The sequence below is a fragment of the Halomonas sp. ML-15 genome (genome assembly GCF_014779595.1).
Taxonomy (GTDB): domain Bacteria; phylum Pseudomonadota; class Gammaproteobacteria; order Pseudomonadales; family Halomonadaceae; genus Franzmannia.
This window is the reverse complement of the sequence record NZ_JACXZT010000019.1, coordinates 1,606,817-1,621,525: the sequence shown is the minus strand read 5'-3', so window position 1 is coordinate 1,621,525 and position 14,709 is coordinate 1,606,817. Positions and strand designations below refer to the sequence as shown.

At 67.3% G+C, this 14,709-nt stretch carries 12 protein-coding genes; 2 read left to right on the top strand and 10 right to left on the bottom strand.

Features of this window, described 5'->3' with window-relative positions:
• Positions 1–50 precede the first annotated feature (50 nt).
• Positions 51–1,880: a putative bifunctional diguanylate cyclase/phosphodiesterase gene (locus IEI94_RS19230; RefSeq protein ID WP_191168850.1), complete on the top strand. Its 1,830-nt coding sequence runs from the start codon at positions 51–53 to the stop codon at positions 1,878–1,880.
• Here IEI94_RS19230 and IEI94_RS19225 read toward each other — a convergent pair.
• The 9 genes from IEI94_RS19225 to IEI94_RS19185 all read right to left on the bottom strand — a co-directional run bounded on the left by IEI94_RS19225 (position 1,853) and on the right by IEI94_RS19185 (position 10,653).
• Complete coding sequence (locus tag IEI94_RS19225) at positions 1,853–2,380, bottom strand: DUF2878 domain-containing protein (RefSeq protein ID WP_191168849.1); 528 nt, start codon at positions 2,378–2,380, stop codon at positions 1,853–1,855. The genes IEI94_RS19230 and IEI94_RS19225 overlap by 28 nt on opposite strands.
• Complete coding sequence (locus IEI94_RS19220; protein WP_191168848.1) at positions 2,377–3,645, bottom strand: class I SAM-dependent methyltransferase; 1,269 nt, start codon at positions 3,643–3,645, stop codon at positions 2,377–2,379. The genes IEI94_RS19225 and IEI94_RS19220 overlap by 4 nt, the downstream gene beginning before the upstream one ends.
• Positions 3,642–4,403 carry a DUF1365 domain-containing protein gene (locus tag IEI94_RS19215; protein WP_191168847.1) on the bottom strand — a complete coding sequence of 254 codons (762 nt, stop codon included), beginning with the start codon at positions 4,401–4,403 and terminating at the stop codon, positions 3,642–3,644. The genes IEI94_RS19220 and IEI94_RS19215 overlap by 4 nt, the downstream gene beginning before the upstream one ends.
• Positions 4,400–5,701: an NAD(P)/FAD-dependent oxidoreductase gene (locus IEI94_RS19210; protein ID WP_191168846.1), complete on the bottom strand. Its 1,302-nt coding sequence runs from the start codon at positions 5,699–5,701 to the stop codon at positions 4,400–4,402. The genes IEI94_RS19215 and IEI94_RS19210 overlap by 4 nt, the downstream gene beginning before the upstream one ends.
• Positions 5,698–6,507: an SDR family NAD(P)-dependent oxidoreductase gene (locus tag IEI94_RS19205; protein ID WP_191168845.1), complete on the bottom strand. Its 810-nt coding sequence runs from the start codon at positions 6,505–6,507 to the stop codon at positions 5,698–5,700. The genes IEI94_RS19210 and IEI94_RS19205 overlap by 4 nt, the downstream gene beginning before the upstream one ends.
• Positions 6,508–6,597: 90 nt before the next feature.
• A complete protein-coding gene (locus IEI94_RS19200; protein WP_191168844.1) occupies positions 6,598–7,044 on the bottom strand; it encodes a nuclear transport factor 2 family protein in 447 nt (148 codons plus the stop codon).
• Positions 7,045–7,078: 34 nt separating this feature from the next.
• On the bottom strand, positions 7,079–8,491 hold the full coding sequence (gene phrB, locus IEI94_RS19195) for a deoxyribodipyrimidine photo-lyase (protein ID WP_191168843.1): 1,413 nt from the start codon (positions 8,489–8,491) through the stop codon (positions 7,079–7,081).
• 39 nt (positions 8,492–8,530) lie between these two features.
• The gene (locus IEI94_RS19190) at positions 8,531–9,442 is read right to left on the bottom strand and encodes a MerR family transcriptional regulator (RefSeq protein WP_191169674.1); all 912 of its coding nucleotides are present in this window, start codon (positions 9,440–9,442) and stop codon (positions 8,531–8,533) included.
• A gap of 164 nt (positions 9,443–9,606) precedes the next feature.
• Positions 9,607–10,653: an NAD(P)/FAD-dependent oxidoreductase gene (locus tag IEI94_RS19185; protein ID WP_224750204.1), complete on the bottom strand. Its 1,047-nt coding sequence runs from the start codon at positions 10,651–10,653 to the stop codon at positions 9,607–9,609.
• A gap of 108 nt (positions 10,654–10,761) precedes the next feature.
• Between IEI94_RS19185 and IEI94_RS19180 the strand changes: the two genes are divergently transcribed.
• A complete protein-coding gene (locus IEI94_RS19180) occupies positions 10,762–11,682 on the top strand; it encodes a TIGR01777 family oxidoreductase (protein WP_191168841.1) in 921 nt (306 codons plus the stop codon).
• Positions 11,683–11,694: 12 nt separating this feature from the next.
• Here the strand turns inward: IEI94_RS19180 and rapA are convergent, their stop codons facing one another.
• Entirely contained in the window at positions 11,695–14,643 is a 2,949-nt protein-coding gene (gene rapA / locus IEI94_RS19175; protein WP_191168840.1) for an RNA polymerase-associated protein RapA, read from the bottom strand.
• Between the last annotated feature and the right edge of the window lie 66 nt (positions 14,644–14,709).

Here is a 14,709-nt window from a genome sequence, read left to right as displayed (position 1 = left end):
CGCCAAGAGGCAGGGTAACGCATTGATTCCTGATTTCACGACATTGTGCCATGTGGCCGCGCTTCTCGCTTAGCCGGCCGCTGGTCTGGCTGGCATTGGCCGGACTAGCGGCGGTGAGCTGGTTGCCGGGCGTATGGCTGCGTCTGGCGGTGGTGGCCTTTATTGCTGTGGGGCTATATGACGCCTGGCGTCAGGTGCGCAACGAGCACCGTCGCGCGCGGCTCGCGGAGGCTGCGCTGATGCTCTCGGAGGATGGCGTGATGATCAGTGACGCGCGCAACCGCATCGTCGCCGTCAATCCCGCCTTCACCAAGATCACCGGCTACGCCATCGAGGACGTCGAGGGCCAGGACCCATCGATGCTCTCCGCCGGTCGTCACGACAAGGTGTTCTATGAGCGCTACTGGCAGTCGTTGACCACCACCGGGCGCTGGGAGGGTGAGATATGGAACCGGCGTAAGCACGGTGATGAGTACCCTGAGTGGCTGCGGGTCCAGGCCTGTCCGGATGCGCGCGGGCGCATCAGCCACTATGTCGGCATGTTTACCGATATCTCTCGCCACAAGGCCCGCGAGCAGGACCTGCGCCGGATCGGCTTCGAGGACCCGCTGACCGGTCTGCCCAACCGTCGTCGCCTGCACGACCTGATGACCTCTCGGCTACGCCACCTGCGTGCCGGCGAGGGCCTGGATATCGCGCTGATCGATATCGATGGCTTCAAGGCGGTCAACGATGCCATGGGCGTCGACCTCGGCGACCGGCTGCTGGCGCGCTTTGGCCAGCGCCTTGCCGGCCATGTGGCTGGAGGCGTGGTTGGGCGACTGGGTGGCGACGAGTTCATGGTGATCCGTACCACGACTTTCGACGATCACGACAAGTGGGTTGCCGGCTTGCGGTCTCATCTCAGCGAGCCGTTTGAACTCAATGGCCACAGCCTGCGGCTGGGTCTGACCATTGGCAGCTGCCGGGCGCCGGAGGATGGTCGCGATTCCGGCGTGCTGTTCCAGCGCCTGGAGTCGGCGCTATACAGCGCCAAGCGCCACGGTCGCAATCACGATCAACGCTTCCGTCCCTCGCTGGACGTGGCCGGCGATCGCCAGCTGGCGCTGGTCAACGATCTGCGCGCGGCGCTTGCCAGTGGCAGCCAGCTTGAACTGCACTATCAGACCCAGCATCGCCTCGACAGTGGCGAGATGGCAGGCATGGAGGCGCTGCTGCGCTGGCACCATCCGCAGCACGGCATGATCTCACCCGCTGACTTCATCCCGCTGGCCGAGCGCCACGGCATGATGAGCGCGCTGGGAAACTGGGTGGTGGAGCGCGCCGTGGCGCAGTTGGCCAGCTGGCGTGCGGCCGGCATGCCGGCGGTACCGCTGTGGATCAATATCTCGGCCATACAGCTGATCCAGGGTGACCTCGAGTCGCGGCTGGCCGCCTGCCTGTCGCAGCACCAGCTACCGGCTAGCCTGCTGGGGCTGGAGCTGACCGAGTCGGTGCTGCTCGATGATCGTGCTGGCGATATCTACCCGCGCATGGAAGCGCTGCGCGCGCTGGGCCATCAGATTGCCATCGACGATTTCGGTACTGGCTACTCGTCGCTGAGCTACCTCAAGCGCCTGCCGGTGGACAAGCTCAAGCTCGACCGCGCCTTCATCCGCGCGCTACCCGACGATCCGGCCGACGCCTCGATCGTCAGTGCCGTGCTGGCCATGGCTCGCGGCCTGGATCTCGTAGTCATCGCCGAGGGCGTAGAGACCGAAGCCCAGCGCCAGTTCCTGCTCCAGCACGGCTGCCCGTTGGTGCAGGGCTTCCTGTTCTCGCGACCACTGCCGGCGGAGGAGCTCGAACTGCATCAGCGGCGCGAACCTCTGTCTGCCTGAGCGCTGTGGCGTCCGATTCTCCGACACAGCCCCAGGCAGAGCAGTGCCCACACCAGACTCTCTGCCGGCAACAGCCACGGCGCCAGCTCGACCCCGGCCAGGTGTGCGCCAGCGAAGTACGACGATGGTCCACTGGTGGCACCGCCCAGTGCGGCCAGCCATGGGCGCTGCCACAGCCAGCGCAGTGAATGCAGCAGCAGGGTGGCGAACAGCGGCCACAGCAGCCACAGCCACAGCGGCATGACCCCCCACTGCTCAGCGCCGAAGTCGAAGCCGCCGGCCAAGCTCAGGCCACCGTCGACCAGCAGGCCGAGGGCGCCGAAGCAGACCAGCCAGCGCCACTCTCCCGGCCGCCCCAGGTAGCGCAGATGCACGCTGATCACGACAGCCGCGACCAGTGCACCGATCAGTGACCCGCCCAGCACGCAGGCGAACCAGCCGACTTGAAAAGCCGCCACGTTATACAGCGCGCGCCGCAGCTGCGGGTCCTGCAGATTCATACCGCGCCGGTCAGCGGCGCCGGGCGAGCGCCGGGCTTGGCCAGCAGCAGGTGGCAGGTGCCGATGGTGCGCTCCAGAAAGCCCCCTTCGCAGTAGCACAGGTAGTAGCGCCACATGCGGATAAAGCGTTCGTCGTAGCCCAGGCGGCGAATGGTGTCGAGGCTCTCCTCGAAGCGCTGGCGCCACTCGCGCAGGGTGCGCGCGTAGTGCAGGCCGATCTCATCCAGCGCCAGCACATTGAGGCTGGTGCGCCGGCTGAGGCTGGCAAGAATGGCGTGATGGGAGGGCAGGAAGCCGCCGGGGAAGATATAACGCTTGATGAAGTCCATCTCGCGCTTGGCCGCCTCGAAGCGCTGATCGCGGATAGTAATGGCCTGCAGCATGGCCTGACCGTCGTCGTTGAGCAGCCGGTCGAGGGTGGCCAGGTAGGTATCCAGGTACTGGTGGCCCACCGCCTCGATCATCTCCACCGAGATCAAGCGGTCATAGCGCCCCTCCAGCTCTCGATAGTCCTGCTGCAACAGGGTGATCTGCTCGCCGAGCCCCTCTGCCTCGATGCGCCGTGCGGTGTGAGCGTACTGCTCGGCGGAGATGGTCGTGGTAGTCACTCGGCAGCCGCGGGTCTTGGCGGCGTGGATCGCCAGGCCGCCCCAGCCAGTGCCGATCTCCAGCAGATGGTGGTGGGGGCGCACATCTAGCTTGTCGAGCATCACGTCGAGCTTGTGGGTCGAGGCCTGCTCCAGGCTGGCGTCGGCGTCCGGGAAGAGCGCGCTGGAATACATCCAGTGCTCGCGGTCGAGAAAGGTCTCGAACAGGTCGTTACCGAGGTCGTAGTGGGCCGAGATATTGCGCCTCGAGCCGTGCAGGGTGTTGCGTTGCAAGCCATAGAGCGCGCTCAGCAGCCAGCGGCCGAGCCGCGCGCTGCCGTTCTCGACCTCGCCGTTGACGCGCTCCAGGTTGGCGGCAAACAGCCGCGTCAGGGCGACCAGATCGTCGCAGTCCCAGTCGCCGTCCATGTAGGCCTCGGCGGCACCCACCGTGCCGCCCAACGCCAGCCGCTTCCAGGCATCATGGCGCTGCACGCGAATGGTGGCCTTGAGCGGCCCCCCGCGACCCAGGCGCCGGCAGTGGTCGCCCTCGATCAAGGTGACCTGGCCGCCCTCCAGGGCGTCCAGCTGGGCCAGCAGGCGCGGTTTGATGAGACGTGTCAGACGGCTACCGTGGCGCGGCAGGTCCGGAGAGGTGGCAGAGCGTGTCGTACTCACGACGGTGTCTCCTCGCGATGGGGGTGGTCATGAACGGGGACGCCCTTGGCCCACAGCCTCAGCGCCTCGAAATGGATGCCGGCCAGGGTCTTGAGACTCATCCACGGTTGGCGAGCCAGGCTGGCCAGCAGCACGCCGCGGGTGGCCGGGCGTGCCTCCAGGGTCAAGGTGGCGTCGAAGTGGCAGCAGTCGTCCTTCCAGTTCTCCATGTGCATCAGCAGCTGCTCTCCCGGGGCGTTGAAGCGCCAGCGATAGGTCATGTCCATGGGGTTGAAGGGCGATACATGCATCGACTTTTCGAACTCGGCGGCGTGGCTGTGGCGCGACGGATCAACCGCGCAGGCGTAGCGGCTGCGTTCGCCCCAGGGGGTGTTGCTGACTTCGCCGAGCATCGCGCGCAGGGCGCCATCACGGTCGTAGGCGTAGTAGAGCGAGATCGGGTTGAAGCCCATGCCGAGGGTGCGCAGCTGGGTCAGCACGCAGATACGGCCGTCTGGGGCACTGCCCAGCTGGCGGGTCAGTTCTTCGCGGACGGCATCGGCCAGCGGTCGGTCGTGAGGCGTCAGATAGTCCTCGCGGCGGAAACGCGCCAGCGCCGGACCACGGGCGCTGAATCCCGGCACGCCATCGAATAGCGTCGGCAGCTCGTCGAGGTCGAGCCAGGCCATCCACAGCTGATAGGTGAAGGCGTGATGGCGCGGCGTGAAGCGTCGATGACGCAGCTGGCCGCGGTAGATCCGTGAGCGCGGCAGGTTCATGCGCTCTGCTCCACGGCTGGCGCGGCGGCCGGCGCGGCGTCGCTGTCCAGCGCCTTGGCCACGCGCAGCGCGCTCCATACGCCGTCTTCGTGGAAACCGCTGCGCCAGTAGGCCCCGCAGTAGTGGGTGCGGTGCGGGTTGCCGGAGATCTCGGCGTGGCGCGACTTGGCAGCCTCCCCGGCCAGGGTGAACTGGGGATGGGCGTAGTCGAAGCGCCCCAGCACTTTCTGCGGGTCGATGGCATCGCTGTCGTTAAGCGTCACGCAGAAGGTATGCGGAGCCTCGAGGCGCTGGAGGATATTCATGTCGTAGGTCACCGAGACCCGGGCGTCGGCGTCGCGGCCGTCGAGGCGGTAGTTCCAGCTGGCCCAGGCGCGCCGCCGACGCGGCAGCAGCCGGGTATCGGTATGCAGCACCACTTCGTTGGACTGGTAGGGCAGCGCGGCGAGAATCTCGCGCTCGGCATCACTCGGGTCGCTGAGCATGGCCAGTGCCTGATCGGCGTGGCAGGCCAGCACCACCTGGTCGAAGCGCTCCTCGCCATGGCGACTGGTGAGGGTGACGCCCTGGGCGTTGCGGCGAATCGCCTGCACCGGGCTGGCCAGCCGAATGTGCTCGCGGTAGGCCGCGGTAAGCGCCGGGATATAGGCGCGGGAGCCGCCCACCAGGGTGTACCACTGAGGGCGGTCGCTGACCGACAGCAAGCCGTGGTGGCGGAAGAAACCGACGAAGAACTGCAGCGGAAAGGCCATCAGGTCGCCGATGCTCGCCGACCAGATGGCGGCGCCCATGGGCAGCAGGTAGCGGGTGCGGAAGTCCTCGCCGTAGCCCCCGGCATCGAGATAGTCGCCCAGGGTCATGGCTGGATCGAGGCGGCCGGCGGCGAGATCGTCGCTGGCCTGACGATTGAAACGCAGGATATCGCGCAGCATGCGATGGAAGCGCGGGCTGAGCAGGTTGCGCCGCTGGGCGAACAGCGTCGACAGGGTATGGCCGTTGTATTCGAAATCGCGTCCCGTCTCATGCACCGAGAAGCTCATCTCGGTGGGCTGGCTGGCCACGCCAAGCTCGCTGAGCAGCTGTTGAAAATGCGGGTAGGTCCAGTCGTTGAAGACGATGAAGCCGGTGTCGATGGCGTAGTCGCGGCCGTCGAGGCTGACATCGATGGTGGCGGTATGGCCGCCGAGGCGGGTGTCGGCCTCGAACAGGGTGACCTCGTGGCGTGGCGCAAGATAGTGGCCCGCGGCCATGCCGCTGATGCCGCTGCCGACGACGGCGATACGCTGGCGCAGCGTCATGCGTCACCTCCGCTGGTCTGGCCGTCGGCCTGGGTGTCTTTGACCATGCGCAGGCCGAGACGCCGTCGTAGCCGCGGCGGCAGGATGCCCATCAACCTCACCAAGTTGGTGAAGCGGCGGGGGAAGTGGATGTCGAGTTGGCGCCGGTTGAGGCCGGCAACGATAGCCTCGGCGGCCTGTTCAGCGCTGATGCGCATCGGCATCGGAAAGTCGTTGCGCTCGGTGAGTGGTGTCTTGACGAAGCCGGGATGAATCACGCTGACGTCGATCCCCTCGGCATCGAGGTCGAGGCGCAGCGATTCGAGGAAGTAGCTGAGGGCCGCCTTGGAGGCGCCGTAGGCCTCGGCGCGCGGCAGCGGCACATAGGCCGAGGCGCTCGAGGTGGCGGCCAGCAGCGGGCGGATGCCATCGTGATCGCGGGCACGGCGCAGTAGTGGCAGTGCCGCTTCCATGGCGTAGAGGGCGCCGAAGAAATTGGGCGCAAAAACACGTTCAACCAGGTCGACATCGAAGTGGCGCGCATCGAGATATTCGCAGGTGCCGGCGTTGAGTATCACCACGTCGAGCCCCCCAAGCTGGGTCTCGAGGCGCTGGCCGGCGGCGCGCACGGCGCCGCGATCACTGACATCGAGAGGCACCACCAGTGCGTGCTCGAAGCCCGCCGCCATGGTGTTCAACTTGTCGACATTGCGCGCGCTCAGTGCCACGCGGTGGCCGTCGGCCAGCAGGCGCTCGGCGAGCGCCAGGCCGATGCCGGATGTCGCCCCAGTCAACCAGATGCGGCAGGGTTGCTGCAGTGTGGTCATGCTTCCTCCTGGCCAGCGATTCGACGGCGCCGGCCGTCCAGATCATATGCACTGCCAGGGCGTGATTGGGTACGCTGCCCGTGTCAGCGCCTAACCCACGCGGCGTTTGACCTGGCGAATCACGCTGCCGAGCAGCGGCAGTCGTTCGTAGAGCAGGTCGCCGGCATCGAAGTAGTCGCGATGCTGGCAGACCCGCTCGCCATGAGGTCCGTCGCTGGCGGCGAAGCGCAGCCGTGAGCAGCCCTCTACGTGGTAGTCCCGGCCGCCGGCGAGCCTGGGGTGACGCAGGGTCATGGTCCAGGTGACGAAGGCCGTGTCCTCCTGGCGCAGGCGCGTCCCGAACTCGAAATGACAGGTCTCGACGTTGGCATAGAGCTGGGCAAAATAGCCGACTAGGGCCTCGATACCCTCGATGCGGTGCAGGGGATCTTGGAATACCACGTCTCTAGTGTATACCTCTGGCAGCATATTTGTAGAGGTTTTGTCGAGCTTATTGTAGAAGTCGCAGAACGCCTCCAGGCTTGGGTCCCGGTGCATGCCGTATCTCCCTTCAGAGGGTGGCGGTGAAAGTTCAGTCTTTCAGGGCTTTGAACGCATCCAGCGCGCGCGCGCGGGCGGCCCTGTGGTCGACGATGGGAGGCGGATAATTGGCCTCGTCGAGGAGATCGCCGACGGGCGCGTGACGCTTCTTGGGCGGCATGTTGGACAACTCCGGTACAAACTCGGTAATGAAGCGTCCATCCGGATCGAAGCGCGTCGACTGGGTGGTGGGGTTGAAGATGCGAAAGTAGGGGGCGGCGTCGGTGCCGGTGGAGGCCGCCCACTGCCAGCCGCCGTTGTTGGCGGCGAACTCGCCGTCGACCAGATGGCGCAGAAAGAAGCGCTCACCGCGGCGCCAATCGATCAACAGGTGTTTGGTCAGGAACATCGCCGTGACCATGCGCAGGCGGTTATGCATCCAGCCGGTCTGCACCAGCTGGCGCATGGCGGCATCGACCAGCGGATAGCCGGTGCGTCCCTCGCACCAGGCGACGAAGCCGGTCTCGTCGTCTCGCCAGGCGAGCGCCTCGGTGTGCTGCTGAAAGGCACGATGTCGGCACACCCGCGGGAAGCCGGCCGCGATATGCTGATAGAACTCCCGCCAGATCAGCTCGCTGACCCAGGCCGTAAGGCCGGCATCACCGTCGGCCAACTGACCGCCGTTTTCACTCATTACCGCCTGCAGGCACTGGCGATGGGAGATCATGCCCAGTGCCAGGTAGGGCGATAGCTCGCTGGTGCCGCTGACGGCCGGGAAGTCGCGCTGGTCGCGGTAGTGCCTGCCCCGGTAGCGCAGGAAGCGCTCCAGGCGGTCCGCAGCGGGGCCCTGGCCGGCGGGCCAGAGGCGACCATCGACCGGGGTATCCTCTAGGCTGGGCAGTGACGGTAGCGGGTCGCTGTCCAGGGCCAGTCGTGGCTGTGGCGCGGGGGCCTCACGCAGCGCCAGGCGTGCGCCGTCGAGCTGACGGTGCCAGGCCTTGGCGAAGGGCGTGAACACGCTGTAATAGTCGCCCTGGCCAGTGAGCAGCTCGCCGGGCGTGAAAGTCACTGCATCGCGATGGGGATGCACCGCCAGGCCGGCGTCGGCAAAGGTGCTGGCCACCGCCGCATCGCGACGCTGCTCATCGAGGGGGTATTCGGCGTTGAAGTGCAGGGCGCCGGCGGCGTGCTCGCGGGCGATCGCCAGCAGGGCCTCGGGGGCGGCATCGAAACGGCCGATATCGCGATGCAACAGCGGGATATTGAGCCCGGCCAGATCATCGCGCAAGGCGGCCACGCCGCGGCCCCAGAAGTCGAGCTTGTTGGCACCATGGCCGTGCTGCTGCCACTGCTCGAGGCAGCGCAGGAACACGGCGATGACAGGGCCGCGGGCGGCGGCTTCACTAAGGGCGGTATGGTCGTGGGTGCGCAGATCGCTGCGAAACCACACCAGTTGAGCGTTCATGGCGGGCGTCCTTGTTCGGCAGGGCGGGCGCGCCGCGGGTCAGGCGCGCAGCAGCGGTGCCAGGCGCGTCATGGCCTGCAGCGGGTCGTCGCCGAGCACAGCGATCTGGCTGTCGGCGAGGTCGCTGGCACGAATCCGGGCGATGGGGCCGCACAGGCCCACCGGCACCTCCAACTGGTCTGCCAGGCGCGGCAGCTGGCGACGAATCAGATCGGCGCGTTCGGACTGGCCGCTGCACAGCAGGAGGGCGCCGGCGCGGAGGCGCTCGACGGCCAAGGGTAGCTCGTTAAGCGGCAGTTGGGCGTCGAACAGCTGGACGCGGTAGCCGGCCTGGCTGGCGGCCAGGGCCACCAGCAGGTCCCATAGGGTGCCGTGGTCGTCGGGCAGGCGGTTGATCAGCACCGTGGTGCCCTGACTGCTGAGATTGGCGTGGTAGAGCCGGGTGCCGATGCGGGTGCGCAGGAATGCCTCCAGCGTGCGCCGCTGCAGAGCAGCGCCGAGCTGGTCGTCCCAGTGCTCCTCGAGCGCCTCGACCACCGGCTTGAACAGCTCGCTGAGGCAGGTGCTGACCGGATAGAGCGCCATGCACTGGTTATAGAGCGTATCAAGGCGGGTCAGGTCGAGGCTCTCGACGGCGGCGATCAGCTGCTGGCGCTGGCTGGGCCAGTCGCCGGCGGCAGGCTCCGGGGCATCAACGGTGCGCGGCTGATCGAGCAGCTCACGTACCTGGCTGACCGGTACCCCGCGATTGAGCCACTGCAGGATGCTCTCGATGCGCTGGATATCATCGCGGGCGTACAGGCGGTGCCCTTTGGGCGTACGCTGAGGACAGATCAGCGCGTAGCGGCGCTCCCAGGCGCGCAGCGTGACCGAGTTCACGCCGGTCAGGCGTGAGACTTCGCGAATAGGGTAAAGCGGCGCATCGGCCGGGTGGGTCGCCTTGTCGCTCATGCGCTCTGCTGCCTCTCGTTCATAGTGGTGATCCATCACGGCGATCACCTTAACGTATCTTATGTACAGGATGGTGCAAAATATTGTACAGAGCAATGGCCCTGTATAAAGCAGGGCTATTCTAGCCTCAGCGCAGGTCGGCGGCGAGGCTTACTGCAGTAGTGTCAGCCGGTGACGGCTTGCTGGTCAGACCCGGGTTGGGTGAGCCAGTGCTGGGCGAGACGCCGGCCGGAGCACCAGGCGTCTTCTACCCGCGGCCCCAGCCAGCCGTCACCGCATAGCGCCAGGCCGTGAGCGCCGAGGCAGAAACCGGGCCCCGGCGCGGCGCTGAGCGGTTGGGCATAGCGCCAGCGGTGTGCTGCCAGCAGCCTTGGAGCAGCCGGCAGCGCGTTGGCGGGCAGTTGCTCCAGAAAAGCCATATAAAGGGCGTCGGCGACCTGTTCAGCGGGCTGTTCCAGCCACGCCTGGCTCCACTCGGCGGTGGCCAGCAGGGTGAGGCTCTCGCCCTGTTTATCGCGCCCCGGCTTAAGGTGGTTGCGTGACACGAAACGCAGCGGACCAGCATTGACGAAGGCTGCCTGCCAGTCGCGGGCGACCCCCGGCAGATCGGGTAGCGGCGCATCGAACAGCGCATAGCCAGCCCAGCAGGGCGACTGCTCTATGCCGCGGCACGCCTCGGCCAGGGTGTCGTCCTGAGTCGCCACCAGGGCCTCGGCCTGAGGTGCCGGTACGCTGATCGCCACGCGTCGGAAGGGGCCGTGGCGACGCTGCTGATCGTCTTCGAGAAACCAGCCGTCGAGCAGCCGCTCCAGGCCAAGGATACGCGCTCCGGCCGTGAGTGTGAGCCCCTCGGCGAGGTGGCGGGTCAGCGCACTCATGCGCGGCGTGGCGCAGTAGCGTGGATGGTCATCGCGGTGCGGCTGCCAGCCCTGGGCGTCAATGCGCCACAGCGAGGTGGGCCAGCGCTTCACCAGGCCGCGGTCGAGCCAGCCGGCAAGCTCGGCCTGAAAGGCCGGGTCGCGGGCGGTGAAGTACTGTGCGCCGAGGTCGACAATGGCGCCTGGCGCACGGCGACTGGAGAGTCGCCCGCCCGGACCGCGGCCCTTGTCGAACAGTGTGACTGCGTGGCCCGCGGCGCGCAGTGTGCGGGCACAGCTCAGGCCGGCGATACCGGCGCCGATCACCGCTATGCTTGAAGAGGGCGGGGGCATGGCGTTATCCATGTCGTTGAGAGAGTGTCCGCTAGATTATCAGGTATAGTACAAGCATTGTATAACTTGTGGTGAACCCATCACTGATTCGGAAACAGGAGCTTGGCCATGCGCATCTTGATCACCGGCGGCAGCGGTTTCGTGGGGCAGCGGCTGTGCCAGCGACTGGCCGAAGCCGGGCACGAGCTGATAGTGGTGTCCCGCGACCCCGCCGCTGCCCGCCAACGCTTGCCGGCGGGTACCGAGGTCATCGGCAATGTACTGGAAGCGCTGGAGTCGGCACCCGAGGCGCTGGTCAATCTGGCCGGCGAACCGATCGCCGCCAAGCGCTGGAGCGACGAGCAGAAGCGCCGGCTGATCGATTCACGGGTCGACGTCACCCAGGAGTTGGTGGTGCTGTGCGCGCAGCTGGCCGCTCGCGACCAGGCCCCGCGGGTGCTGGTGTCGGCGTCGGCGATGGGCTACTACGGCGCCCAGCCCAAGCAGGGCGAGCCCGGGCAGCAGCCGGTCACCGAGGAGACCGCCTTCAATGACGAGTTCGCACATCGGCTATGCGAACGCTGGGAGAGCGTGGCACGCGGGGCCGCGGAGCACGGCACCCGGGTGGCGCTGCTGCGCATCGGCCTGGTACTCGATCAGGGCGGCGGCAGCCTGCAGAAGATGCTGCCGCCGTTCAAGCTGGGCTTGGGCGGGCGCTTTGGCGATGGTCGCCACTTCATGCCTTGGGTGCATCGTGAGGATCTGGTACGCGCCATCGAGTTCCTGCTCGAGCACGATGAGCTGGAAGGGCCCTTTAACGGCTCGGCGCCGCATCCGGTGACCAACGCCGCCTTCAGCCGCACGCTGGCGCGCCAGCTGGGGCGGCCGGCGATCTTCCCGGTGCCGGCGGTGGTGCTCAAGACCGCCTTCGGCGAGATGTCCCGGCTACTGCTGACCGGCGCCGACATGCGACCGGCGCGCCTGGAGGCGGCCGGGTTCACCTTCCACTACCCGACCCTGGATAAAGCGCTGGCCGATATCCTCTCTTAGCCAGGCGTCGGCTCAGCGACTGTCGTTGTCCACGGTGACGATCACGCGCACCGCGTCGAGCCGCAGGCGGGTGCCCTCGATGGCGGCGTCGAGGGCGGTGCGCTCGTCGCGCAGCGCCTGCAACTCGTCGTCGCGTACCGCCGGATTGCGTTCGGCGAGGGCCTGCAGGCGCGTCAGCTCGGCATCGAGGGTCTCGCGCATGCGCGTCTGCGCCGCCTCGACGATACTCGGCAGCTCTCGCTCGGCTTCGGCCTCACCCTGGATCAGTAGCCCGCGCAGCTGATCGTGGCGGCTCTTGATCAAATCGCGGGCCACGGCTTTCTTGACCTTCTGCAGGTTCTTGGAGAGCCCGCTGAACGATACCTTGGCAGAGAGGTTGGCGCCGGACTCGTCGAGCAGCACGCGCACCGCGGTGGCCGGCAGGAAGCGGTTGAGGTGCAGCCGTCGGGGCGCCGGACAGTGGGTGCGGAAGACCAGCTCCGTCATCAGGCGGCCGGCCGGAATCGCCGGATGCTTGAGCAGCGCCAGCGCGGTATTGCCCATCTGGCCATCGAGGATGCGGCCCATCATCTCGCGCAGCAGCGGGTGCTCCCAGGAGAGTCGCTGGACGTCGTCCCGAGTCAGCGCCACCGTGCGCGAGAGGGTCGCCGAGAAGCCCTCCTCACCCTTTACCAGCCCCGGCAGGCCGTCGAGCATATGCTGGCTGGGCTGCAGATGCATGATACGACCGCCAAGCTCCTGGCTGTCGACGCCGAAGATATCCATCGCCTGATCGAGGTAGCGCGGTAGCGCCTTGTCGTGGTCGAGCTCGCGGATGGCATCGATCACCGCATTGGCGCGCGCCGGGCGGCTGGCGCCCCACTCCAGCAGGCGATTGCGGCCGGCGTCGCGTTCGGCGAGGCGCGCCTGGAACAGCGTGCGCGTCTCGTCGATGACCTCGGCGAGGCTCTCCTCGTCGAGCAGGGCGTCGGCCAGGGCATCGCCGAAGGCCTCGAACAGGTCGCTGCCGATACTGTGAGGCGCGCTGAAGGCATCCATGCCGTCGCGGTACCAGCGCAGCAGGCGTTCGCCCGGGCTGGTCTCGAACACCGGCACGTGGAGCTCAATGGCGTGGCGCTGGCCAATCCGGTCGAGGCGGCCGATACGCTGCTCGAGCTGGTCGGGGTGCAGCGGCAGGTCGAACATCACCAGATGGCGGCAGAACTGAAAGTTGCGCCCCTCCGAGCCGATCTCCGAACACACCAGCACCTGGCAGCCATCCTCCTCGTCGTCGGCGAAGGCCGCCGCGGCGCGATCACGCTCGATCAGCGACAGTCCCTCGTGGAACACCGGCGCGTGGATGCCGCCTAGTGCCAGCAGCGCCTTGGCCAGGTCGGTGGCGGTGTCGCGGTCGTGAGCGATCACCAGCACTTTGTCGCGGCCGACCTCGGTGAGCAGTTCGAGCAGCCAGGTGACGCGCGGGTCGATGCGCCACCACGGCTCCTCGTTGAGCGGGTCGTGGGGCAGGGCGCGGTACATGGCGTCGAGGTAGAGCACCACCTCGGGGTGGTCGAGCTCGGTCTCGATCAGCAGCTCGTCGAGATAGTCCTCGTCGCGCTCGAGGCGGCGCAGCACGCGGCGATAGGCCGGGGGCAGCGCCAGGGTAGAGACGTGCAGGTGGCGCGGCGGGAAGCCGCCGACGTGGCGCCGGCTGTTGCGGAACATCACTCGGCCGGTGCCATGGCGATCGAGCAGTTGCTCGCGCAGCTCGCGGTGTGCCACCTGGCGCTGCTCGTCGCTGCTTTCCGCGGAGCTCAGCACCGTCAACAGGGCCTGGCTATCGGCGTCGTCGGTTACCTCGGCGACGCAGGCGCGGTCGGCCTCGCTGGCGGAAGCGGGGTCGGCGAGTCGTTCAAGGGCATCCACCGCCTCGGCGACGCGGGTATAGCCCTGCTCCTCGGCCTTGAACTGCTCGAGGTCCTGATAGCGCTCGGGGTCGAGCAGGCGCAGGCGTGCGAAGTGGCTTTCCAGGCCCATCTGCTCCGGGGTGGCGGTAAGCAGCAGCACGCCCTCGGTGCGCGCCGCCAGCGCCTCGACGCAGGCATAGCCGGGGCCGATCTGGTCGGGCTGCCAGTCGAGGTGGTGGGCCTCGTCGACGATCAGCAGGTCCCAGTCGCAGGACTGTGCCTGGGTCTGGCGTTGCGGGTTGGCGAACAGCCACTGCTGGCTGGCCAGAATCAGCTGCGCCGACTCGAAGGGGTTGCCGTCGAGGTGGGCCAGGCTCTGATGTTCGTCGAGCAGCCGCACGTCGAGGGCGAAGCGGCGCAGCAGCTCGACCAGCCACTGGTGAGTGAGGCTGTCGGGGACCAGGATCAGCGCCCGCTCGGCGCGGCCGGTGAGCAGCAGGCGGTGCAGGATCAGCCCCGCCTCGATGGTCTTGCCGAGACCCACCTCGTCAGCCAGCATCACCCTGGGGGCATGGCGGCGGGCGACCTCATCAGCGATATACAGCTGATGAGGGATCAGATCGATCTTGGGGCCGGCCAGGCCCAGCGCTGGATTCTGCTCGATGCGCTGGTGGTGGTGCAGGGTGCGAAAGCGCAGGTCGAACCAGTCGTTGCGGTCGACCTGGCCGGTGAGCAGACGGTCGCGGGCCTGATCGAACTGCATGCTGTCGGCCAGCCGCGCCTCGGGCAGCTCGCGAAGGTTGCCTTGATCGTCCTCGCCGATATAGACCACCAGGCCGTCGAGCTCCTTGCTGTCGTCGACGGTCATCTGCCAGCCCTCGGCGGACTGCACGCGATCACCGGGGCCGAAGGCTACCCGGGTCAGCGGCGCCTGGCGTGCGCTATAGGTTCTGGTTTCCTGACTGGCGCTGAACAGTACGGTGACGGTGCGGAAATCGACGTTCAGGACAGTGCCCAGACCCAGCTCGGCTTCGCCGTCACTGATCCAGCGCTGACCGGGAGAAAATTCGCTCATGATGCCTCGGATGCTCAACGAAAACGCGCCCGGACGTCACGACGGCAGGTCGTGACGCTGGCGGGG